We start from the raw sequence: 24,131 nt of genomic DNA, 5'->3' as shown, positions 1-24,131 counted from the left end.
GCTAGACCTCTGATTGTGAGTAGTCAAAACTATAGTCACTTAACTCGTTCCAACGTGCTCTGTATTCGTCTGGCGCTTCTTTAATAAAGTCGGCCCATAATTGCCTCGCGTCCAAATACAGCGGCATTATCTCTTCGTCATCGCCAAAATTATACAAGGTGGACAGGAGTACCGACGTAACATATAGAGACTCACCTTCCATTAAAAGGTAAAAGTGCGTATACCGAGGGTGCTGCTTAAAGGAAAATAAATAGCGAAGGCTTTTTAAAATTTGCTCAAGCGCTTCGCCCCTATTGGAAACGGGCTCTTCCAATATTTCCGCCATGACGTGACACATTTCGTCGAACTCGTCAAAATCAAGAAACGACTCTAACTCAGTGTCGTTGTTACTTGACGTGAATACTTTATTTTTGACAAAGTTGATCACTTGCTCTTTGCTAAAGTTTGAATCTTCAAACATGATATCTTCAGAATGAAGTGGGAAAGCCCCCTCGACTTTGGTGCCATCACTACAATTGAATACCGTAATATCGGCGTCCTTTTTAGAATCGATGAAGCGTTCCATTTGCACTTTACCAGTATGCATAAAGTGGTCTGTTGTGACTATGCCACCGAAATTTCCTTCGACGTGCAGCTCTCCGCCCATTTTTAACGGTTCATATACCGTTTCACCGCTTTTGGAGTAGTAGTAGCTATTTTTGGAATGGTGGTGGTTAGGGTCTTTATAACCATTATCGGCACCAAACAAATAGATGCTCTTGAAATCCATACTGCCGAAAAAGCTCAACGCGGTGTTACCTACCAGCGGGTTGCTGTAACCAAGTGTACTTGTAATACGCTTATGCTTTATAAACTCGGAAATGTGGAACAAAGAAGTACCCGCTTCGTTGCCTTTTAATGCCACGCCGCACCAACCAAATAGGTCCAATACTTTGGGATACATGACGTTTAAAACCAGCAAGTTAATCTTCTGCCTGAGTTCTTCGCTGATAAACGTTGTCAATAAATCTTCCGTCGCTTTTGTACGTTCAAGAGCCACGTGAAAATCAGGGATAATGCCTTCTTTAAGCAATGCTGTGGTGGCAGAGTTACAAGCCACGATAAGCGCTTTGTGCTGATTTTCTCTGATAAATGCAACGTCATTATCCAATGAAGGACCGTTAGCAACAATAAACACAGGAAAATTCAGTTCAGGCCCAACCCCTTTAGTTTTGGGGTTAAGGATCGAGACTGGCTTTTTAAAATTTTGAACAGTGTGCGCAATACTTAATAATGCATCGTCGAAAAAGCCCCACCCCATAAAGAAACGATGGAAGTTAGTTTTAAACTCTTTAATCAGTTCATTCATCAATTTCGATGGGTAATGCTGATAGAATACTGCCGTTGAAATACTAAACGCACCTATCTGAGACGCTCTATCATAAAGAGATTGGTACATCTCTTGTTCTGACACACCGACCGATATATATAAAAAGCTACCATCTAGATCTACTTTGTTTAAGAATTGTGCCCAATCAAAAGTAAATAAACTTGCAAAAAAGTAGTCTTCGTTTGGTTCAAGAATGGTTATGTATGAGGCAGTGACTTGCTCGATTAATCGATCTAAAAAGTAACCTAAGCCAACACCAAAAATGATCATACTGGGCATTTTTTTACATGCGCGCTCATTTTTAGGTAAAGTTGCTTTGGCTTCATCGTAGATTTTACCTATATTTTGCATCAAGGTAATGTGCTTAAAGCCCGTTTCATTCTTAATACTTGAAATCGCACTATGATCGACTCGGCCTATGATTGGCTGTTTTAGTATTTCATCAACCTGCTTATGACACTGCTCTATCGGCGTATCGCCGTATATTGGTACACCAGTGTCGTAATCAACGAGATTTGCTTGCCCACTTGGCGTCAAAAAAAGGTTGAACTTCTCTGATGGGTCATGCTTGGCAAACTTTTCCGCAATGTCAGGGAAATATTTTGTAAAGGCTTGAATATTTTTATTGAATAAATCATTTGCCGCATCAATAAATGCATCTTCGGCTTGTTGCCGGTGATCTAAATTCTGAATCTGTTTTTCGAGATCTTGCAGTTGTTCTGGGATGGAGTCTTTATCGTGCAAGTTATTTGACATCGTAGTACTTCTTTATTTTTTTCTGGCCTGTGTTGTAGCGGATCAATTGCAGCTTGATATCTTCTCGGTTTCGTTCAACCTTTTCGATGATTTGTCCATGGCGAGTCAACAATTCCGCTTTTTCTTCGGTCGAAACCTCTGGATTGCTAAATAATTGTTTAATTTCTTCACTGAGCTCATCGTACAAGCCCAGCGTGCTGTCGACATCTTTTTCTAGCTGCTGCTCAAAAGCATCAAAAGCCACTTTTAAGCGATGATACTCACTACTATCCGACATTCGCATCTGCACCGTAATCTTGCATTGTCTGCATTCTTACATCTTGCGGGATTGCATCCCACGCAGATTTAATCTCTTTTAATAAGTGGGAGACTTCTTGAACCATTTCAGGATCATTTTGAATCGTCGCGTCTAACAGTCTGTCAATCATGTAGCTATAAAGTGCATACAAGTTTTCAGTCACTTCACCGCCGACCTCAAAGTCCAAACAACCGCGTAGCGCTTCAATAATCGCCGACGCCTTAGATAAATGCTCCGCTTTTGCCTCTAGCTGCTTTTTCTCAATCGAGATTTTAGCCAAGACCAATTTTTCAATAGCACCACCTAACAGCATTTGAATTATCTCGTATCTGTCAGCACCTGCAACTCGAGTTTTAAGTGCCTCACGCTGATAATTTTTAACTTTTGCGTTATACATAAAAACGGCTCCTTAGTGTGTTATTTCTTACTACTAGTAAATCCAGGTAAATTCGCTAACTGAGAGCCCAGATACGTTTGCGTTTGACGCATTTGCGCTATCAAAACATCCAGTCCAGCATATTGCTTACGCAGTCTCTGTTCCAATGACTCCATGCGATATTGATGCTTTAACACATCGTCTTCAATCGCTTTTTGCTGCGTCGTTAAATCATCTTCCCTTTGTTTCAGTAATCCACCTGAATCTACATAGTTGCCAAGCAGACTTTCTAAATCTTTGGCAACCCCATTAGGACCTGCAAACGCTGTGCCAATATCATCATAGTTAGTATCCATAGCTTCATTTAAGCTACGTACCAAAGATGATTTTTCTAAGTAGCCTTTTTTATCAACGCTAATACCGATGTCAAAAATTGAGCCAAACGGGCCTGCGTCTGTTAACGCTTTTGACAAGGTAGATACCATCTGATCGCTTAAGCTTCGCATCGATGAATCACCATTTAATGGTTCACCAATACGTGTTCTAAAACCGATCTGCCCGACAACTGCATTGTAGTTTGTTATAAATTCATCAATAAGCGTCGTCACAGAGTCTCTGTCATAAGCAATATTTAGATTGGCTGTTTCATATTTGAGTGTGGTTGCATCTTGAACACTTTTCGCTTTGGCTGTAATCGTCATATCTTGTACAGCATTTGTAAAAGTGTTTGTCTCGCTGGTTACAGTCAAGCCATCCACTGTAATCACTGCGCTTTTTGCTTTGTCATCATCCGCGATCCGCATACCACCGGTGGGGTTGGTGGATGCATCATATGTTTCGATCGCGTCTAATTCAGCTGTGTCACTGGTTATCACTAAATCATTGTTCGTACCAGTTACACTGGAAGTCAAGACTAGTTTACTGCCTACGCCAGCATCACCTGTATTGATGATGTTTGCCGTTAAACCAAAATTGTTATTGTCGGCATTAATTGCATCCCTAAGTTCATTTAGGGTCATGCCCGCCGTTACCGCTAAATCGAATGATTTCGTACCTGCAGAAAATGACAAGGTGCCGCCAGATGCACTCACAACAGAATCAGCTGTTGCAAACGCGCCATCGGTGCTTACAGCACGACTCCCCTGCGCTAATTCTTGTACTGCAATTTCAAAATCACCCACAGAAATGTCAGATGTTGGCGTGACGCTGATAATATCGCCACTGCTAGGTTGAGTAATATTCGCAACCCGCTTATTGAAATTACCAATGTCCGCCAATTTTTCGACAGTGTCGTTGAGGGTAGATAGGGCAGATTTCACCTCGCCAATTGCGGAAAGCTCAACGGCTAGACGCTGATCCTTCGCGACGAATTGTTCCATCTTGGGCCTATTTTCAGCATCAATTGACGCTTTAATAATGCCCTCAAGATCTAACCCTGAGCCTACACCCGCAGATGTAATAAGTGGCATTTTTCTACCTCCAACTAACTATCATGCTGTTCTATCGAACAGTACACCTTTACCTGATACCTTATCGGCAAGTTCATCCAATGCTTTAGCGACTTCACGAAATTCCTCTGAAGGAATCTCACGAATCACCTCGTCACTATCTTTATCCACCACCCTTATGAAAGGCGGATCTCCTTGGTCATCAAATTCAAATGACAAATTCGTTGCCGTGACCGGTATAAAATCATTGACCTTAGCAAGATTGGCTTTCACAGCTTCAAACAACTCAGAGTTTTCATCTGACTGCTCTAGCTCAGACTTTAATTTGTCTTGGACATCAGTAAGCTTTTCAATCGCTCTGAGGGATTCGACCCCCTCTTCCTGCTTTGATTGCTCACGAGCCAGTAATGAAGTCTGTGTACCATTACCAAGTGGAATTTGAACCTCTTTCACGATTCGCCTCCTATTCCAAATAGCAAGCTCAACTTATAGTATACGTCAAGTTTATCAAATAAGTATAAACCTGACGCTACTATTGCAACAAAATTATCCTAGTAGCGATAAGGCTACTTGAGGACGCTGGTTTGCTTGGCTTAAGATTGAACTACTTGCTTGTTGCAAAATCTGCATTTTAGTTAAGTTTGCAGTTTCGACAGCAAAGTCTGTATCACTGATACGCGATCTTGCAGCAGATAGGTTTTCACTGATATTACTTTGGTTTCTGATGGTAGATTGGAAACGGTTTTGAACAGCACCTAGCTCAGCACGCTTTTTGTCCACGACCGCGATCAACGAATCCATACCGGCCATGACCACCTGTGCGTTTGTTTGAGAAGATACACTGATAGAAGTTGCGATATAAGTATTCGCAAATGTTTCTGTGACAGCGGCACCATCGATATCAGATACACCGACTGCTAATGCTGATAACTCATTACCAGTTACAGCACTTGCTACACCAGCAATACCCGATAAGGTAAAGCCACCATTAGCTGAAATACTGTTAATTGCCGCAGTACCGCCAATGTTTTGCATACTGAAGCCAATGGTCTGTACAGCATCAGCACCGACTTGGAAGCTCGCCTGATAAGAGCCGTCTAGTAAGTTTTGACCACCGAAGGTCGTATCTGTAGCAACTCGGTTCACCTCACCCATTAATGAGCGAATTTCTTCTTGAATAGCGAGTCTGTCTTCATCTGTGTTTGAGCCATTTGATGCTTGTTGCGCCAATGTTCTGACTCGTTGAAACATTTGTGTTGTTTCGTCTAGTGCCCCTTCAGCTGTTTGAGCCAAAGAAATACCATCGTTTGCGTTTCGTGATCCCTGACTTAAGCCATTAATTTGACCTGTTAATCGGTTTGAGATCTGCATACCCGCAGCATCGTCTTTTGCACTATTAATTCTTAGTCCTGAAGACAACCGCTGGAACGATGTATCCAACGCCATTGACGAATTATTAAGTTGTCTTTGAGCATTCAAAGAACTTACATTCGTATTTACAAAAATAGCCATAATAGCCTCCGCTTTATCATTTCATCTATCTACGCGGGATACCCCTACCCTGCGAAGATGAGAGTCAGAGTCCTAAATTTATAGTTCTCTAACTCTGTTATCGACGAGATGAGCGAATGCTTTAGCTTTTTTTTAATAAATTTAAAATTTTATCCTTGTAACAGACTCAATGCTGCTTGAGGACGTTGATTTGCCTGACCTAAAATAGTCTGACTTGCTTGTTGCAAGATCTGGTTTTTAGTTAGTTTAGCAGTTTCCATTGCGAAATCTGCATCTCTAATTCTCGATTTTGCAGCTTCAAGGTTTTCAGCAATGTTACTTTGGTTACGAATGGTTGATTGGAAACGGTTTTGAACCGCACCAAGTTCGGCACGCTTTTTATCTACCACCGCAATAAGCGAATCCATACCTGCCATAACGGCTTGTGCATTAGTTTGCGAAGAAACACTGATAGAGGTTGCTTGATATACACCAGCAAATGTTTCAGTTATTGCCGCATTATCAATGTCGGATACACCAGCCACTAATGCAGACAGTTCACTGCCAGTAACAGCACTCGCAATGCCGGCAATGCCCGATACAGTGAAACCGCCATTTGCCGATAGGCTATTAATTGCCGCTGTTCCACCAACATTTTGCATACTGAAGCCAATGGTCTGTACAGCATCAGCACCTACTTGGAAGTTTGCTGAGTAAGAACCATCTAATAAATTCTGACCACCAAATGTTGTATCTGTTGCAACACGGTTTACTTCTGACGCCAACTGACGAATTTCTTCTTGAATTGCCAGACGGTCTTCGTCTGTATTAGAACCATTTGCCGCTTGTTGTGACAATGTTCTCATTCTTTGGAACATTGACGTGATTTCATCCATTGCACCTTCTGCTGTTTGTGCCAATGAAATACCATCGTTTGCGTTACGGTTACCTTGGTTTAAACCCAGTATTTGAGATTGAAGACGGTCAGAGATTTGTAGACCAGCCGCGTCGTCCGCCGCACTGTTGATCCGTAAACCTGAAGACAAACGCTTAAAAGAAGTATCCAGCTCAACACTAGACTGCGCTAACTGTCTTTGTGCGTTTAACGCACTGACATTCGTATTTACAAATAAAGCCATGATTCACTCTCTCTCTATAAATTGTCGATATCTAGAAAGAAGTACAAGTTGATTGCATGGAGCGGCAAGATCTTTGCTTGATATGTATGCAAAGCATTGCCCATGTACATTTCTTTCAAGTTTCCTGAAATAAAGCAATAGCCGTGCCAGAGTTGGAAAGAAAGTATTCAAGAATAAAAAAAGAGGCAGTAAATGCCTCTTTTTTAAAGTTTGAGAGTGAGTGCCAATATTTTATTTAAAAGTTGGCATAGTGTGTGCTTAATAATTCATGTTCACTAAATTGATGAACGCTTTTGGATTTAAGCTTCTCCGCTTTATCGTCCAATTTGGGTGTCTGTGTTAATACCCCATCAAGCACAGACACCTCTTTCAACTATTTCCTATTAAATTATATTAACCTAGTAGACTCAAAGCTGCCTGTGGACGCTGGTTTGCCTGACTTAGGATTGTTTGGCTCGCCTGTTGTAGAATCTGCATTTTAGTTAGGCTTGCAGTTTCTGTAGCAAAATCAGTATCTTTGATACGAGATTTCGCAGCGGATAGGTTTTCAGCAACATTCGATTGGTTACGAATTGTTGACTGGAAGCGGTTTTGTACAGCACCAAGCTCCGCACGTTTTTTATCAACTACCGCGATTAGTGAGTCCATACCAGCCATCACAACTTGCGCATTGGTTTGACTCGATACACTGATTGCAGTAGCAATGTAAGTATTCGCAAACGTTTCTGTCACTGCCGCACCGTCAATATCTGATACACCTACCGCTAGTGCTGATAATTCGTTACCGGTTACAGCACTCGCAATGCCCGCAATGCCCGATAGCGTGAAGCCACCGTTTGCCGAGAGGCTATTAATTGCCGCTGTACCGCCAACATTTTGCATACTGAAGCCGATTGTTTGTACTGCATCCGCACCGACCTGGAAACTCGCTTCATATGAACCGTCTAGTAAGTTAGCACCACCGAAAGTAGTATCTGTTGCTACACGGTTAACTTCTGACATTAAAGAACGAATTTCTTCTTGGATAGCCAATCTATCCTCGTCTGTATTCGAGCCATTTGCCGCTTGTTGTGACAAAGTTCTGACACGTTGGAACATTGAAGTAACTTCGTCCATCGCACCTTCAGCGGTTTGCGCTAAAGAGATACCGTCGTTTGCGTTTCTGTTACCTTGATTCAAACCGTTAATTTGAGATGTTAAACGGTCTGAGATTTGTAGGCCTGCCGCATCGTCCGCCGCACTGTTAATACGGAAACCTGATGATAGACGCTTGAACGATACGTCTAGAGCATTACCTGAGTTGTTTAATTGTCTTTGAGCGTTCAATGAACTTACGTTAGTATTTACATAAAGTGCCATGATGATTCTCCCACTGTAAACTTAGTTTACTCTCAAACTTAAATTCTCTAGCCTTCGATGATTTTTTATCTCTCCGGCTTGGTTAATTAAGTTATCGGACTCACGAGAAAATCCTTTAGTAAAAAATTAAAAAAAATTTCAAACCTTTGTTTTTAAAATGTTTTTAATCACTAAAGGGCGAGATTATTTAGTCAGAACAGAAAAGCTTATAGACTTAAATTACGAGGGCAGCGTCAAATAAATTTTAGTATTTATAGTCAGTTAGAAGTACTAGATGGAATTTATAGTGAGCATGCTCGTAAATTGATACAAATACACAATTTACGAGCATTTAAATTAAAATTAGCGAATGTAGTCTAGTAAAGAAAGGTTAGACAAACGGCCATAGGTAGCTTGAGAGGCTTGTAAAGCCGTTTCGTGTTTTGTTAATTCGGTAATTGCTTCAGCCATATCAACTTCAATCAACTCAGCACGCGCAATTTGGTTATTCACATCCAAATCACCATTGGCATCCGTTATTCTTGTTGCCGTATTAAGTCTGCCACCTAAACCCGACTGAATTTGCGATACACGATTTTTTGCGTTTTCGATTCCCACCATTGAGTCTGCGAGTACTTGTCGATAATCATCATCGCTCAGCGACTGGTTTTCCAGTGTATTAATTAGCGTATCCAACGTGTTCAGTACATTGTCTTTTTGTGGTGGTTCTAGCTCTATCGTAGTAGAACCTGGCAATGCACCTGAAATATCGACTTCCATTCCACCAAAATTGATACGATTACCCGCAAAAGTGCCCGTGCCGATATTTGTTCCACCCTGTGTCAAAGTATAACTATTTGGTGTGCCAGCAGCCATAGTAATGATAATTTGATTACCTGTCGCGGCTGCCGCCGGATCCGGGTTATAATTGGCTTTGTGGAATTGCTCGAAATCAGCTTGCTCTTTCACATAGACTGTACTCGCTGTTACCCCCCCAGTATTATTGAAACCCGTGTTTTGTGTCACGTTTAACCTTTGGTCGACACTTTCAAAAACATCGAACCCATTGTCACTGGACTTGATCTCGACACCCTCTGCGACCTTTATCTTGTGCTGACCTTGATCACCATTGTACGCATACCTTCCTGCCGCACTGTCATAGGCATAGGTTTTGGTGTTATCTTGATACCCTGAAAAAATATAACGACCATCTTCGGTTTTAGCATTCATTAAATCGAGTACCGCGGTTTTAATCGCACTTAACTCTTCAGATAGAGCCGCTCTATCAGGTGGAGTCAGCGCGCCGTTACCCGCTTGTACTGTCAAGACATGAGCACGAGTCAATGAATCTTTTATGTTGTCAAGTACACCTTCTTGCGTATCGAGTCGACTTTTTAACATGGTCAGATTTTTTGTATACTGCTCGTTAGTTTGAATTCTATCTGAATAAAGCAATGATCTGGCCATAGCAGAAGGATCATCAGAGGCAGTTAACACTCGTTTTTGAGTCGTTACCTGTTTCATCGACTTATTCACTTCTTGCTGGCTGTTTAAGATAGAGTCCAAATTATTTCTAAAAATCATATTATGAGATAAACGCATAATTACCTCGCAGCATTAAGTAGTGTATCGAAAACTGTTCTGGCAGCACTCAGTATTTGTGCTGATGCAGAGTAAGATTGCTGAAATCGCAAAAGGTTGGCAGCTTCTTCGTCTAGGTTCACACCCGCAACGGATTCAAACCATGCTTCAGATTGCGCGGCAAGTGCATCGTAGGCTGCTCCATTCGTTTTTGCTTGGTTGGCAACCACACCTATCTCTGTTACTAGTCCAGCATAGGCTTCATTAAATGTTTTTAAGTTATCAGCTACCGCGGTTGTAACCACATTTTGTCTCACTAATTGACCTGATTGCAGTTGACTGAGGACAAGACCGTTGCGGTTATCATCAAAGCCCGCCTCGTTAAACTCAATAACAAAGGTATCGCCAGTCGCAGGCTCTCCATCTATGTTAAAATCGAACCCGTAACCAGCAAAACCACCACCAGCTGACGCCAAGATATTTTCTCGCGGGGCGGGGGCTGTGAATGTCGTCGTGCCACTTGCATCAGTGATCTGATATTCATCTGGATTAGCGGTTTTTACTAGCGTAATTTGCCCATTTGTTAATGTTGGGGGGCTAGTCGCAGAAAAATTACTTGATGCCGGATCGGTATTCGTCACGGTGCCAACAGAAATAGTTGCGGTACTTACATTATTACCTGCAGATTCTGTGCGAATTGGAGAAGCTAAAGCAAGGCTCTCAGGGCGATCTGTTGCAAGCGCCATGGTACTCGCGGCTGCTGAATTCAACTTTATGTCAAACATATCCCCATTGTTCGGAAGTGCCGCAGCGCCATTCACATCTGTAAAGTTAATTTGTAACCCAAATAATTCTGTTCCAGGCGGTGCCACAGTTTGCGAATTCAGCGGATCTGTATAAGCAACTGTCGTCGCGTTACCAATAGTGTTGCCTTGCGCATCAATTGCAGCAATGGTGACGTTACCTGCGTTATACGTCACTCTAAAATCTGTCGCTGGTATTTGATTACCTTGACCAGGCTCTAAAGTTGCCGACAACTGTGTCGTGCTGGTGTTACTGCCATGCGGAAACCCAGACGTTGTTGGGATGGTAAATATATTGCCCCCCAAATTACCGTCTAAGTCCATTCCCAATTTGTTTTGTTGGTTAAATGCATCGGCCAGTGACAGTGCAATTTGTCCTAGTTGATTTTGCGCTGGAATCAAAATTTCATCTCGAAACGCAAGTAGCCCCCCGATCTTACCTTGCAACTTAGTTTGATCCACTTCGAGTGCTATTGCATTGCCCTCCGTTATATCTAACTTAAGCTGTTTACGATTCGGATCTGGATCGCCATCTAATGAAAATAAATTAAAACTTCCATTTTCCATAACGACTGACTGGCCAGACCCCAGAAAGACAAGCTTTTCACCATTTGAACCATCCAGCGTCTCTATATCAACCAGTTCGGCAAGGTCCTTAATCGCCTGGTCTCGCTCATTCAGCACGGAACTGGCATTGTCATTATCTGGATTGGCATTCAATGCGCCAACTTGACCGTTTAAATCGCTGATTTTTTGAATCAAGTTATTCGCTTCTTGGGAATAGATCGAAAGCTGTTCATTAACAATGTTATTTTGATCAAATACAATGCCAGACAATCGGTCCATTTGATCAATCATATTTTGCGCATCTGTCAAAAATAATGACCGCGTTACCGTTGAAGACGGTAAGTTCATAGCTTCTTGTAGATTGTTAAACAACGAGTTGATACTGCTGTTCAAATTGTTTGAGTCTTCACCGAATAAAGTATCAACACGTGTTGATTCGGTCACAAACTGTTCATAGTAAGACTGACTCGATAAATCACGGTACAACTGCTTTTGCGCAAATTCGTTTAACAAACGTACCGTCTCACCTCGGCCAACTTGATTCCCTATCATGGTGGCATGCTCGGTGCGTTCGCGTATGTAACCCACCGTATTTAAATTCGCGATATTTTTACTGGTGGTTTGCAATAATTCACTGCTCGCCCTAACGCCCGAAGTACCAATGTTCATTAAGTTAAAAGACATCTTAGTTTACTCCCCGACGTAAAAGAGAAGACACGGCAGATTGGAAATGCGCCCCTCCCAATACATTTCTTATCTTGTTTGCATAATTAGGATCTGTCGCATACCCAGCCTGCTGGAGCGCTTCCAAGTACTCGCTTGGCTCAGACGCTTTCTTTAACGCTTCTTCGTATCTCGGGTTCGACTGTAAAAAGTCAACGTAATCGCTAAAACTGTCTTTCAAAGATTCATAAGCACGAAAGTTCGCTTGTTTTTTAACAGGCAAGCCCTGTTCAAATTCAAGTGTCATTTTACTGGCACTGTCTCCTTCCCAGCGGCTATCAGCCTTTATATTGAATAAATTAAAACTACTGTTACCATCCGGCTTAGTAATAACATGTTTGCCCCAACCAGTTTCCAAGGCAGCTTGTGCGACCATAACAGCAGGGTTTAGACCTAATTTTTGTGCGGCGGACTTAGCGTAGTCCCAAAGGGTGCTAACAAAGTCTTCTGGGCTATCAAAAGATTTAGGGTCTTGCTTGTGATTTTGAACCGGCTCAGCGTGAGATGTACTTTTAGCTTGATCTTTATTATGTGCTTGCACAGTGCTTTCGTCCTGTGCAGGAACATGCTGTCCACTGGCAATCTTGTCGCTTTGGATTTCAGCACCAGTACGAATAACTGAAGCCGGCATATACCCACTTTTTGTCGGTGACAGCTGTTGTACAATCAAATCTGCAAGTCCGAGGCTTCCATTATTGGATAGTTCTAGCGACATTTGTTGGTCATGCATTTCTCGATAGAATTTGACGCTGCTAGAGTTAAAAGGGCTGTCTGTGTCTTCGAACGCTTCGTTTGCTTTGCGCATACTTGTCAGCAGCATTTGTGTAAAAATGGATTCAAAATGCTGTGCAGCTTTCTTCAGCGCTTGCTTAGACGCATCGCCATCACCAGCACTTTTCAGCGCATCCTGCCTCAATGAGTTCAGGTTACTTAAATCAAAAAAACTTTGATTATGTGTCGGATCAGTATTCATTGTTCAAAAACACGTCGTGAGTAATAATAATGATTAACATGCAAATACCAAGCCAAAAAAAAGCCCCATAGAAATGGGGCTAACTTATTGATTAAAATAAGGACTATATGACGACTAATTGACCATGTATCGCGCCTGCTTCTTTCAGCGCTTCCAGTATCGCCATTAAATCACCAGGCGCGGCACCCACAGCATTAATTGCTCTGACTAAATCATCAAGACTACTTCCTGGGTCAAACACAAACGCACGAGAATCATCTTGGTCCACATCAACAATACTTTGACGCGTAACTACGGTATCTCCTTGCGTGAGTGGTTGAGGTTGAGAGACATTTGTTTGCTCTGCGATCGTAACGGTTAATCCACCATGAGTGATCGCCGCAGGTTGCAACTTCACATCTTTGCCAATAACAATCGTACCTGTTCGAGAGTTTACAATGATTTTCGCAGAGGTATCTGCTGGCTTAAACTCTAGGTTTTCTAAAGTAGAAAGGTATGCCACCCTTTGTGCTGGATCTCGTGGAGCAATTACTCTCACGGATGCCGCGTCTAAGGCGCTCGCACTATTGGGACCAACGAGATCATTAATGGTATCAGCCAAGCGTTTTGCAGTCGTAAAATCAGGTCTATTCAAATTAAAAGTTATGTGGTCACCTTGCGTAAATGGACTTTTAATTGCTCTTTCAACCATACCACCGTTCGGTATTCTACCCACAGTAGGCGTGTTAATCACGACTCGGCTGCCGTCTAATCCTTCAGCACCTAAACCACCAACAATCATACTGCCTTGCGCGATTGCATAAACGTTCCCATCAACCCCTTTTAGAAATGTCTGAAGTAGCGTCCCACCTCTCAGGCTGCCCGCACTCCCAATGGACGAGACGGTAACGTCAATACTTTGGCCTGGTTTTACAAATGGCGGAAGATCTGCATGTACAGCAACAGCAGCCACATTTTTAATCTTAGGTCGTAAATTACCGGGCATTGTGATACCAAAGCTACCTAGCATGGCCTTGAAACTTTGCTCTGTAAAACGGCTTTGCTCACCTGTGCCAGGTAAACCAACCACTAAACCATAACCTATTAGTTGGTTACTTCTGACCCCTTCAACCACACTGACATCTTTTACTCTTTCAGCATGTGCACCCAGTGGTAAAATTGATGCGGTTAGAATTAATAGACTGCGAAGTATGTTCATAATGTGCTTCCTTAAAACGGCATCAAGGTGCTCATAAAGAATTTAGTTAACCATCCAGCACTTTGTACTTCTTGGGTTTGCCCCTTTCCAGAATATTGAATGCGAGCATTTGCGATTCGATTAGACTGGACTTCATTGTCTGCTGACACATCTTGTGGCCGAACTAAACCTTCTAAACGGATAAACTCTTCACCCGTATTAAGGGTCAACCACTTTTCACCTCGTATAACCAAGTTACCATTAGGTAGTACACGCATTACATTCACCGAAATGTTACCAAATAGACTATTTGACTGGTTGGCTTGCGCATCGCCTTGGAAAGATGAATCAGCGCCCGCACTCAATTGAATGGCGTCACCACCGATCCTGACAGGCACGTTACCTAAACCTAGCATCTGATCGACTTTCACTTCACTGTCTTTATCAAGTTTGGAATTGGCCGCTTTAGAGGCCTGCGTAGACTCTCTCAAAACGACGGTAATGATATCGCCCACACGAACAGCTTTTTTGTCTGAGTACAGATCATTTGAGTAGGTGTTAAACAACGAACCTGTTGCAACCACAGGCTCAGCCTCCATTTCTGGATACATCGGCGCATAATAAGGATCATCCCTTACTACATCACTGTTCTCTGTCGACATACAGCCTGTTAATCCGAGTCCGATGGCGACTATCAAAATACGCTTACACATGATCTGCCCTACCCTTTAAAGTTGTTGATTAATGTAACTAAGCATTTCGTCAACAGACTTAATTACTTTGGAGTTCATTTCATAAACTCGCTGTGTTTCAATCAGGTTTACCAATTCTTCCGTTACATTTACGTTGGAAGTTTCAAGGGCACCTTGCACGATAGAACCTAAGCCTTCAACACCAGGGTTACCTTGAACGGGCGCGCCACTTACAGCAGTCTCTGTATATAAGTTCTGACCAATTGGCTCTAACCCTGATGGATTGATAAAGTCACTGATCACGAGCTGACCAATGACCGTATTTTCAGCTTGACCATTAATGCTTACCGACACTTCTCCATCTTGAGAAATCGTGATTGAGTTGGCATTATCTGGCACAGTCATTTCTGGTTGTACAGGGAAACCAGCTCCTGAAGTCACCACGCGTCCGGTTTCATCGGTTGTAAATTGGCCATTGCGAGAATAAGCAATCGTGCCGTCTGGCATTTGGATTTCAAAGAAACCAGGGCCTTGAACCATCCAATCCAATGAATTTTCGGTGCTTATCATATTACCTTGGGAAAAGTTCTTTTGGTTAGCTACAACTTTAGAACCAGCACCTAGCATCAAACCTGAGGGAAGTTCAGTATCTTGTGAAGAACGGCCACCAGGTTGGTTAATATTTTGATACAGTAAATCTTCAAAGATAGCTCTGCTTTTCTTATAACCAACGGTACTGGCGTTAGCCAAGTTATTCGAAATAACCGATATATCTGTTTGCTGGGCATCTAATCCCGTTTTACTTATCCACAATGCAGGATTCATAATTTATACCTCACTCTCTTAAACTATGCGCAGGAGCGAAGTGTGTCGCTCATCAATTTCTTCTGCTGACTTCATTAGCTTGATTTGCATTTCAAATTGTCTTTGATGATTAATTAAATCAACCATCTCATGAACTGGATTGACATTTGACATTTCTAAGTAACCACTCATTACTCTGGCTGTGGGAGAGATCTCACAAAAGCCACAATGCCCGTCTTCTAACTGATCTTCTTTGGGCCTAAACAGGCCATCATTACCTTTTTCGAGTTTACTGTTGTCGGCAGAGATAATTTTCAACCGATCAACCGTCTCTAGAAAATTTGCTGGTGCCCCTTGAGGGCGTACTTGAATAGAACCGTCATCACTGAACACAACCTTATCGATGGGAAGCGGCAGAATGATTGGTCCGCCTTCGCCAATTAATTGGCGGCCATGACTCGTTACAAGCGCACCCTCACTGGTGATATTCAGTGTACCGACTTTTGTGTAAGCTTCCTCTCCACTGGCATCAACCACACTGATCCAAGACTTTTCATCTACTGCGATGTCAAGATCTCTGCCAGTCTCAGCCACAGCACCACTTAACATGTTGGTTCCTGGGCGTTCTTGCATGGCAAATACCCTTGTCGGTAAGCCTTCACCAAAAGCTTGCATAGAACGGGCCTGAGCAAAGTCGGCTTTAAAACCTGTTGTATTAGCATTTGCTAAGTTGTTCGCTTTTAGCGCCACGCCACGCAGGCTTTGCTTAGCACCTGACATCGCGATATAGAGCATTTTATCCATGAGAACGACCTAAAACTGTTCAATCTACATAGGATAATGCAATAGTAATGCCAGTATGAGTGTCAAAAATAAAAAAGCCGCAAAAGCGGCTTTTATAGGGAAGGGTGAAATTATCGGATCTGTAAGATGTTTTGCTGGAGCGTCGAGTTAACCTCTAGCGCCCTCGAATTAGCTTGGAAGTTCCTCTGCGCACTTATCAGGTCAACCAATTCATTCGTCAAGTTTACATTCGACTGCTCTAATGCTGATGAATTGATTGTACCCAATGTGCCAGAGCCAGGTTCCCCAGCGATCGGTTCCCCTGATGTTAAACTTTTCTTCCAACCCGTATTCCCAGCTTCTGTTAGACCTTGAGAATTAGAAAACCTCACCATTGCAACCTGACCTAAGAAGGTCGAGTCACCATTACTGTATGAAGCAACAATTTTACCATCATTGCCGATATCAATCCCCGCCAATCGTCCGGTGGTCGCGCCATCTTGATCTAGTGCTTTAACCTCAAATCGACTGGCAAATTGAGTAGGTAATTTGGTCGCTGTGTTTGCTTCATCACGCCAGTTCATCTGTATATCTGACGGGAAAGTGGCACCATTAGTCAACAGGCCAGATACGTTAGCCGCGGTCAAAGTTAAAGGGTTGAAGGTAGTACCTGTATTTGCAACACCTGCGGTGGTGTTTGGGAAACCTTGCGCATTAAATTCAAATTCCGTAATTGGCGTAATCGCTGCCGGTGGAACAATCTCAGTACCATTTGAGCTAAATGGCTTTCCACCAAGCGTTGCAAATACCTGCCATTCGTTCGGGTTCGTCGTCGGATCTTCCTTACGGAAGAAAAACTGCAACGTATGAGGCTCACCCAACGAGTCATAAACCGTCGTAGACGTAGAGCTGTTGTATGAAGCAGTCGTCGCAGGATCGAATGGTACTGTCGGCGCAGTGGCGGTTGAATCTAAATTAAATGAGGAATAAACATTGGTTGTCGCACGTGGAGAACCTGAAGCATCAGGGATCTGAAGCGGTGAGGAAGTACTTAGACTCACTGATGTTGTGTCACCAGTACTTGGGTCGACAGGGAATCCTTGTAAAAAGTTACCATTCGCGTCAACAATAAAGTTGTCCTTGTTTAGTTTGAATGCTCCAGCACGAGTAAACGTGTAATCTTGACCACCAAGATCCTCACTTGTTGCAAAGTAACCTTCCCCTGTAATAGCAAGGTCAAGTGAGTTTTGCGTAAAGTTCAATGAACCTTGGTGGAACTGTTGTGCAACCATGGTTGTCGAAACACCGTCACCATTTTTAGTTTTACCCGCACTAAACACAGATGATGCATATACTGACGCGAACTCAGCGCGTGACTCTTTAAAGCCTGTCGTATTTACGTTTGCAATGTTGTTCGCTGTTGTATCCAAGTCTTTTTGGGCAGCAGCAAGTCCAGTTAAAGCAATATTAAAACTCATACTCTTTTACCTCTTTAAATGAAGGTTAAATCTTTTGATTAAGCTATCTCTGCAACGTCAGATAGTCTAACTGCACCAGCTTTTGTATTAATAATGATGCCCTGAGAGCCATTCACATTAACACTATCAATATTTCTAAAAGTTGCTGTCGGCAATGCTTCAAACTTACCGTTTGTTTGGCCTTCAGCTTTAATTGTGTACTCACCCGGTGGTACTGGTTCATCGTTTTCGTCTAAACCATCCCATTCAAAGCGTTTGGCGCCTGTTGTCTGCTCGCCTAACTCAATTTTTCTAACCAGCTCATTTTTATCATTAATGATACTTAGCGTTAGCTTCTCCACCGGCTCTGCGACAATGATTGATCCTCGAGATTGCATACCAGGTCCTACCTCAACGGTATCAGACTCTAGAAGTGCTTTTTTACCAATCAAGGTCGACGCTTGTAATGCTGAGTTTGATGTCATCGAAGCAGCCAATGATTCAAACTTCGTATTTAGGTTTGAAATTCCCTCAGCCATCGTAAAGTTAGTCATCTGCGAGATCATTTGATCATTGTCAGCAGGCTTACTCGGGTCTTGGTAAGACAACTGCTGAGTAAGTAACGCAAAAAAGTCTTCCTGCTTTAACTCATCATTTTTCTCTGTTGGCACTTTATTATCTTGCCAACGCAACGAGTCGACAAAGGACGAAGTTGCGGAATTGACATCATTACTCATCAGCTATACTCCCAATTAGCGCTGACCAAGCAACAGAGTTTTACTTAACATCTGTTTTGCTGCGTCTGCTACTTGAACATTCGTTTGGTACGAACGTGATGCGGAGATCATATTGGTCATTTCCTCGACAACATTCACATTCGGCTTATAGATGTACCCGTCTTTGTCAGCACTTGGGTGGTTAGGATTGTATTCAACTTGTAGTGGCTTATCACTTTCAACAATACCTAACACCTTTACACCCACTGACGAATTCAGTGTATTTGGATTCGCCGCTGCCGCTTTATTGAGCTCTGCGGCAAACACGGGGTGTCTCGCCCTATACACCTTGTCCTGACTCGAACTTATGCTGTTTGCATTGGATATATTACTGGCAGTGGTATTCAAGCGAATGTTTTGTGCACTCATACCAGAGCCTGCGATATCAAAAACGTTATATAAACTCATAATTAGGCTCCTTGACCACCACCAAGCGCTTTTTTCAAGCTTTTAAATTTGCCACCCAAAAAGTTCAAACTAGCTTGGTACTCTAATGAGTTCTGTACATACAAGTTCCGTTCCACTTGTATATCTACGGAGTTACCATCGCCTGTATCTGTTTGATTTGGATTACGAAATAGTTCTTCACTGTTAGCCAATCTTGTCCCGCCACTGATGTGCTTTTCGTTGGTACGGGTCATTTGATTGCCGCTTTGCTGTGCCGACTTTGCCGCTTTTAAGGCGCGGCCAAAATCAATGTCTTTTGCTTTGTAACCGGGAGTATCAGCATTTGCGATATTGCTCGCCAACATCTCGGCACGTTGAGAGCGGATCAACATCGTGTGTTGATGCACCCCTAGCGCTTTATCAAAACTAATTGCCATAACCAACTCCAAAAATTTGACTTCACGGTGGATAATGCAAGATAAAGGCCAGTATTAGTGGGCTCGGAGATTTATGATTAATTTGTTTATTTTCAATATTTTAGATTTTAACCTTTGGATTGTAACTATCAATTAAAAGCCGCTTCTTATTACAACGACACATCCCAGTCGCATAGTGATTTATTGTCTATGTCTAATTTTTTGTCAATGATCAGCTGTTTCAAAAGGCGTGGTATTTGGACAAACTTAATTGCGGATTCAAAGGAATGAACACAACTTATAAGGTATTTGAACGCGACAAGATATATCGCAAGGAGTCTTAGTTGGTTGGACTCGCAGCAATGAAAAAGCCGCTGAAACCGCATTTACTCTGAACTTTGCGTTAAGGTGCTGGAATTTGCCTGTATTATGTGGCATACGTGTGGCTTAATGAAAATTTAAATAAAAATGTCCAGCCATCAAATTAACCACAAAATTAACATTTTAACCCTACTTAATTATTGATAATATATTTACAATTAATTTTTGAGAAATAATACACCCTAGAGTTAGTACATCAATAACTTTAAATTACTCTGCATTTACAAAAGCATCAAAAAGCAATTGAAAAAATAAAAAATAACATTAATACCAACAACTTAATTGATGAATGAAAATCTAAAACAGTAATTAAAAAAACAATGCTTGAAATTATTTATTCCTGAACAATAATCAACTATAGTGAAAGGTGTAATTGACGGAAGATTTTAACTCTGAAAAAATACGCAATAGAATACGGTTAAAAATAAATAACATAAGATGGAACTATTTAATCAAAACTTGGAGTTCTTACACTCTGAAAATACCTTATATTCCGCAGCCCCCCCATCACTATGGAATCATCAAGAACTTCAGCACAAGATCTTAAGTTTTTATGGCGAGTGTGCAAGATCCTGCTGTGAAAAACAAGTAAAGCTCTTCTTGAAGCATCCTCAACACTTAAGTATGCGGTTTAAGACTAACAATCAGAGTGACTACGTTCATCAGATATTGATTAATAAGATGAATGATAAGGCAAACAAACTGGGCCTCAAACCCAACTCCAAACCACAACGAGGCACAATAGTTATATTGGGCCTGGCAGCCGGTTACCACATTGAAGCTCTAATGAAGTCCATAAATTATAGCGACATCATTATTCTCGAGCCTTCTATGGATATGCTTAGCATGGCATCACACCATATTAGCTTTGAAAAGCTACAAGCAGAGTGCCGCAATAGAGGGGGTAGCCTCCATCTCATTCACAGCAAACGTTATGAGGAGTTTGAACGTGCACTGTTGTCTATAACACAAAAGATTGGCTCGCATATTGTGTCTGATATAAGCCTCTACAGACACTATTCCACGCCCTTATTTGACCACATCTACGAAAACTTTAAAATTTGGCGTAATCGACTAGCTAGCCTTTGGGGATTTATGGAAGATGAGTTGGTTGGATTATCACATACGGAAAAAAATAGCATATCGCATGAGATTACCGGGCATAACAACGCTTTATCTGAATTTGAGGACATACCTCTAGTGATAGTCGGCAATGGCCCTTCATTGGATAATGACATAGATTACCTAATTGAAAATCGAAACAGTTTTCTCATTGCATCTTGCGGTACTTCACTCAACCCACTATTAAACAACAATATTACGCCAGATTTTCACATTGAAATGGAACGTCTTCCTTGTAATTTATATATTAAGGAAGAGCAAGTCAGGGACCCGAGAATGAAGGATGTTGTGTTGGTCGCACTGAATACGGTTTACCCAAAGTACGTAAACTTATTTGACCATCGCATGCTTTTTCCAAAAGCCAATGATTTGGGTGCCCATGTGTATACTCAAAATACCAAACAGGCAGGACAGCTATATAACTGCAACCCCACTGTAACAAATATGGCACTGGCCTCTTTAACAAGAATGGGGTTTAAGAATATTGTTTTAGTCGGGTGTGACTATGGATACATCGATCCCACATATCACCACAGCAAGCACTCTGCCTATTTTGAAGACTCTAGCTCCCTATCACAAAGTGTCTTTAGTCCCGAAATAGAAACCAAAGGTAATTTTAGACAGTCTATTTATACAGACCGTATTTACAATGAGTCTAGGTTAGTCCAACAAAGTCTCATTAAATCGAATAAGCTCGTCTCCGTTATCAACAGCAGCGATGGGGCATATATTGAAGGGACGTTGTCGCAGAGGCTGAGTGATATCAACCCACAGAAAATCAACAAAGCAGCGATTATGTGCGAAATTAGAAAGTATGCACAGCATCATGCTCCGTCACCCATTAATGCTAAAAACTCGATAGCTCAAGCGACCAATATTCTGTTTAAGTTAAAGCAAAAAATCAACCAAACAGAGCACGCACCTCAAATGCTAGCCCTGTTCGCCAAAGAGCTATCAAAAATATCTTATCAACCTGAATATCAGGCGAGTCACTATTTACTGAGTGGTACCTTTAAATATGTAACGACAACCGTTGCAAGTCACATAAACCACTTGCCATTGGAAAACCAGAACGAGTACTTCACCTATTTAAAAGAAGTACTCATGACCTCCTTTGATCAGGCATTAGAAAAGTTAAGTAAAACCCAATAACCCTCAAATAAACTATAAGGAAAATCGATGAAGTTTAATTTATTAACTGTATTACCTCTTGCAGTTGGCACATTGCATGTTTCGGCTTCTTTAGCAGACACCGTTGGTTCACTTGTGAGTGATAGTGACCAGGTCGGTTACTATAGCGCAGAGACAGATGCAGCATTTAGTGCAGGTGATTCATTCGGTGCAGGTGATTCATTCGGAGCAGGCGATTCATTCGGTGCAGGTGATTCATTCGGTGCAGGTGATTCATTCGGTGCAGGTGATTCATTTGGTGCGGGAGATTCATTTGGTGCGGGAGATTCATTTGGTGCGGGAGATTCATTTGGTGCGGGAGATTCATTTGGTGCGGGAGATTCATTTGGTGCGGGCGATTCATTCGGTGCAGGAGACAGTTCTTCAACAGCGCCTCGCCCGATCGACTTTGTTCCATTTCCAACAACTGAACGTAACACAACGCCACTCTATGAGAGACAACATAATGGTGTTTTATATATAGAAAGTAAAGACATATCTGATCAGTTTGCTGAATATGAGCTAACATACACCATCTGTACAAAGTCCAACCGAAGCTTCATTATCGGTACTAATACACATGCAGACTATTTAGTAAAAGACCACAGCTACTTGATGAAAGGAACGTATAAGAAGAACGAACATTCTGGTGAAAAATTCTATTCTCTACACCTAAAATTAAAACATGCTAATAAGCCAGGAACCACTAAACTCAATTTTTACAAAAACAATTATGGTAAGTATGAATTCTACGGTTTTGGCGCAGATTACAGCCAGACAAATACAGTATTCAGAGCATACTATAAAGGCCTAGATGCTTATGAAGCCGAATATTGCCGCACACACTTAGGTGAATAGTCGCGACCTTCGTTAACGCTTGCCCTGTACAAGAGCACAGTTTTTAGGCCAGCTGTTTCTGCTGGCCTTTTCTATTGTATAAATAATGTATGTATTAATCACTAAATTCTGTCGCGACCTCTTTTGCTTCAAGTCGCGCTCCCTTCTTAAACAGGTACTTTTTTATTAAATGCATTGAGAGCATCGGTCTTTAACCTCTGTTTACTGTTTCTGCTGATATCAGTGGTCATCCCTTTGGAAATTTAACTTCAATGCCTCCCTTCCCCTGACTTTTGTGATAAATATTTCTATCTGCCAGAATTTATTTTGACATTGACCTCCTTAGACAAACAAATTGCCTGAATTATTCAAAACTACTGAAAAATGAATCTCGAAGTGCGCTTTTACGGAAAGCGCACACTTTATCTCATCCTGAAATTTAAAGGTCATCGCCGTTACGTATTAAAGGGTTTGCTTTTCAATGAATGTGGAGTTTGACGTCCAATTTTTCTTCTCATCAGGAAATACCCTGCTGATTCACCGCACATTATCATCGCCATGATTTGCTGATAAAGGTTGAAAGACAACATGTGACAAAACCAAAACAACGCTGTAATGCAGAAGGATAGAGACAGCAAGCAAAGTGAGTGCGCTCTTTTGCGCAAATATGGTACGAAAGGTTTATGACAAGCGTGAAGCGCTCACATTCTTTTCGCGCAAGGTGAAGTGAGCTGTTTTAACCGCAGCTAAGGGAGTGTATTTAAAAGACATAAAGAATCACAACCGTGAAAGCAATTCACTGCACCTCGCCCTAAAGCACAATTTAGTTACCTTAAACGCAAAAAACCGCCGCATTACTGCTACTGGTTTCTTTTATTTGGCGCTTGGCGATGGTTCGGCCGACGGCCAGAGACCTCGCATTCAGTCGGTAGAAAGTGAAACTACTCACTTTTCTAGTGCGAAAGGTTTATGACAAGCGCGAAGTGCTCACATTCTTTTCGCGCAAGGTGAAATGAGCTGCTTTAACCGCAGCTAAGAGAATGTATTTAAAAGACATAAAGAATCACAACCGTGAAAGCGATTCACTACACCTAACACTAAAGCGCTAAAGCACGGTTTAGCATTATAAACGCAAAAAAGCCCGACTCTTTCGAATCGGGCTTTCTCATATTTGGTGCTTGGCAATGTCCTACTTTCACATGGGAAACCCCACACTATCATCGGCGCTATTTCGTTTCACTACTGAGTTCGGCATGGGATCAGGTGG

The 24,131-nt window shown here is 42.0% G+C and carries 21 protein-coding genes and 1 rRNA gene; 2 read left to right on the top strand and 20 right to left on the bottom strand.

The window, feature by feature from the left end; genetic code table 11:
* Position 1 precedes the first annotated feature (1 nt).
* The 19 genes from L1286_RS17895 to flgB all read right to left on the bottom strand — a co-directional run bounded on the left by L1286_RS17895 (position 2) and on the right by flgB (position 19,375).
* A complete protein-coding gene (locus tag L1286_RS17895; protein ID WP_235408401.1) occupies positions 2–2,125 on the bottom strand; it encodes a motility associated factor glycosyltransferase family protein in 2,124 nt (707 codons plus the stop codon).
* Positions 2,115–2,402, bottom strand: coding sequence for a hypothetical protein (locus L1286_RS17890; protein ID WP_235408400.1), 288 nt, complete (start codon positions 2,400–2,402; stop codon positions 2,115–2,117). Before L1286_RS17890 ends, L1286_RS17895 begins: the two co-directional genes overlap by 11 nt.
* The gene (fliS, locus tag L1286_RS17885; RefSeq protein ID WP_235408399.1) at positions 2,392–2,820 is read right to left on the bottom strand and encodes a flagellar export chaperone FliS; all 429 of its coding nucleotides are present in this window, start codon (positions 2,818–2,820) and stop codon (positions 2,392–2,394) included. Before fliS ends, L1286_RS17890 begins: the two co-directional genes overlap by 11 nt.
* A gap of 20 nt (positions 2,821–2,840) precedes the next feature.
* On the bottom strand, positions 2,841–4,268 hold the full coding sequence (gene fliD / locus L1286_RS17880; RefSeq protein ID WP_235408398.1) for a flagellar filament capping protein FliD: 1,428 nt from the start codon (positions 4,266–4,268) through the stop codon (positions 2,841–2,843).
* Between the two features lie 21 nt (positions 4,269–4,289).
* Positions 4,290–4,700 carry a flagellar protein FlaG gene (locus tag L1286_RS17875; protein WP_235408397.1) on the bottom strand — a complete coding sequence of 137 codons (411 nt, stop codon included), beginning with the start codon at positions 4,698–4,700 and terminating at the stop codon, positions 4,290–4,292.
* A 93-nt stretch (positions 4,701–4,793) separates the two neighbouring features.
* Positions 4,794–5,759, bottom strand: a complete 966-nt coding sequence (locus L1286_RS17870) for a flagellin N-terminal helical domain-containing protein (protein WP_235408396.1) — start codon at positions 5,757–5,759, stop codon at positions 4,794–4,796.
* Between the two features lie 149 nt (positions 5,760–5,908).
* On the bottom strand, positions 5,909–6,877 hold the full coding sequence (locus tag L1286_RS17865) for a flagellin N-terminal helical domain-containing protein (protein WP_235408395.1): 969 nt from the start codon (positions 6,875–6,877) through the stop codon (positions 5,909–5,911).
* Between the two features lie 393 nt (positions 6,878–7,270).
* Positions 7,271–8,236: a flagellin N-terminal helical domain-containing protein gene (locus tag L1286_RS17860; RefSeq protein ID WP_235408394.1), complete on the bottom strand. Its 966-nt coding sequence runs from the start codon at positions 8,234–8,236 to the stop codon at positions 7,271–7,273.
* A gap of 342 nt (positions 8,237–8,578) precedes the next feature.
* Complete coding sequence (gene flgL / locus L1286_RS17855; RefSeq protein ID WP_235408393.1) at positions 8,579–9,817, bottom strand: flagellar hook-associated protein FlgL; 1,239 nt, start codon at positions 9,815–9,817, stop codon at positions 8,579–8,581.
* Positions 9,818–9,819: 2 nt separating this feature from the next.
* Positions 9,820–11,850 (bottom strand): flagellar hook-associated protein FlgK, encoded by a 2,031-nt coding sequence (gene flgK / locus L1286_RS17850; RefSeq protein ID WP_235408392.1) that lies wholly within the window; start codon positions 11,848–11,850, stop codon positions 9,820–9,822.
* Between the two features lies 1 nt (position 11,851).
* Entirely contained in the window at positions 11,852–12,862 is a 1,011-nt protein-coding gene (gene flgJ, locus L1286_RS17845) for a flagellar assembly peptidoglycan hydrolase FlgJ (RefSeq protein WP_235408391.1), read from the bottom strand.
* 103 nt (positions 12,863–12,965) lie between these two features.
* On the bottom strand, positions 12,966–14,060 hold the full coding sequence (locus L1286_RS17840; RefSeq protein WP_235408390.1) for a flagellar basal body P-ring protein FlgI: 1,095 nt from the start codon (positions 14,058–14,060) through the stop codon (positions 12,966–12,968).
* An 11-nt stretch (positions 14,061–14,071) separates the two neighbouring features.
* Positions 14,072–14,752 (bottom strand): flagellar basal body L-ring protein FlgH, encoded by a 681-nt coding sequence (gene flgH, locus L1286_RS17835; protein ID WP_235408389.1) that lies wholly within the window; start codon positions 14,750–14,752, stop codon positions 14,072–14,074.
* Positions 14,753–14,767: 15 nt separating this feature from the next.
* On the bottom strand, positions 14,768–15,556 hold the full coding sequence (flgG, locus tag L1286_RS17830) for a flagellar basal-body rod protein FlgG (RefSeq protein ID WP_235408388.1): 789 nt from the start codon (positions 15,554–15,556) through the stop codon (positions 14,768–14,770).
* Positions 15,557–15,574: 18 nt separating this feature from the next.
* Positions 15,575–16,339, bottom strand: a complete 765-nt coding sequence (locus tag L1286_RS17825; RefSeq protein ID WP_235408387.1) for a flagellar basal body rod protein FlgF — start codon at positions 16,337–16,339, stop codon at positions 15,575–15,577.
* A gap of 110 nt (positions 16,340–16,449) precedes the next feature.
* Positions 16,450–17,796: a flagellar hook protein FlgE gene (gene flgE, locus L1286_RS17820; RefSeq protein WP_235408386.1), complete on the bottom strand. Its 1,347-nt coding sequence runs from the start codon at positions 17,794–17,796 to the stop codon at positions 16,450–16,452.
* Between the two features lie 38 nt (positions 17,797–17,834).
* Positions 17,835–18,512, bottom strand: a complete 678-nt coding sequence (locus L1286_RS17815) for a flagellar hook assembly protein FlgD (protein ID WP_235408385.1) — start codon at positions 18,510–18,512, stop codon at positions 17,835–17,837.
* Between the two features lie 15 nt (positions 18,513–18,527).
* Positions 18,528–18,959 (bottom strand): flagellar basal body rod protein FlgC, encoded by a 432-nt coding sequence (gene flgC / locus L1286_RS17810; protein WP_235408384.1) that lies wholly within the window; start codon positions 18,957–18,959, stop codon positions 18,528–18,530.
* Positions 18,960–18,961: 2 nt separating this feature from the next.
* On the bottom strand, positions 18,962–19,375 hold the full coding sequence (flgB, locus tag L1286_RS17805; RefSeq protein ID WP_235408383.1) for a flagellar basal body rod protein FlgB: 414 nt from the start codon (positions 19,373–19,375) through the stop codon (positions 18,962–18,964).
* A 798-nt stretch (positions 19,376–20,173) separates the two neighbouring features.
* On the opposite strand from flgB, the gene L1286_RS17800 reads away from it, so the two are divergent.
* Positions 20,174–22,009, top strand: a complete 1,836-nt coding sequence (locus tag L1286_RS17800; protein ID WP_235408382.1) for a motility associated factor glycosyltransferase family protein — start codon at positions 20,174–20,176, stop codon at positions 22,007–22,009.
* A gap of 27 nt (positions 22,010–22,036) precedes the next feature.
* Positions 22,037–22,885, top strand: a complete 849-nt coding sequence (locus L1286_RS17795; RefSeq protein WP_235408381.1) for a hypothetical protein — start codon at positions 22,037–22,039, stop codon at positions 22,883–22,885.
* Between the two features lie 1,155 nt (positions 22,886–24,040).
* Here the strand turns inward: L1286_RS17795 and rrf are convergent.
* Positions 24,041–24,131, bottom strand: a 5S ribosomal RNA gene (rrf, locus tag L1286_RS17790); the annotation flags it as partial.

Source organism: Pseudoalteromonas sp. SMS1 (assembly GCF_021530565.1).
GTDB lineage: Bacteria > Pseudomonadota > Gammaproteobacteria > Enterobacterales > Alteromonadaceae > Pseudoalteromonas.
The sequence above is the reverse complement of the archived record's forward strand: the minus strand, read 5'-3'. Positions and strand labels throughout refer to the sequence as shown.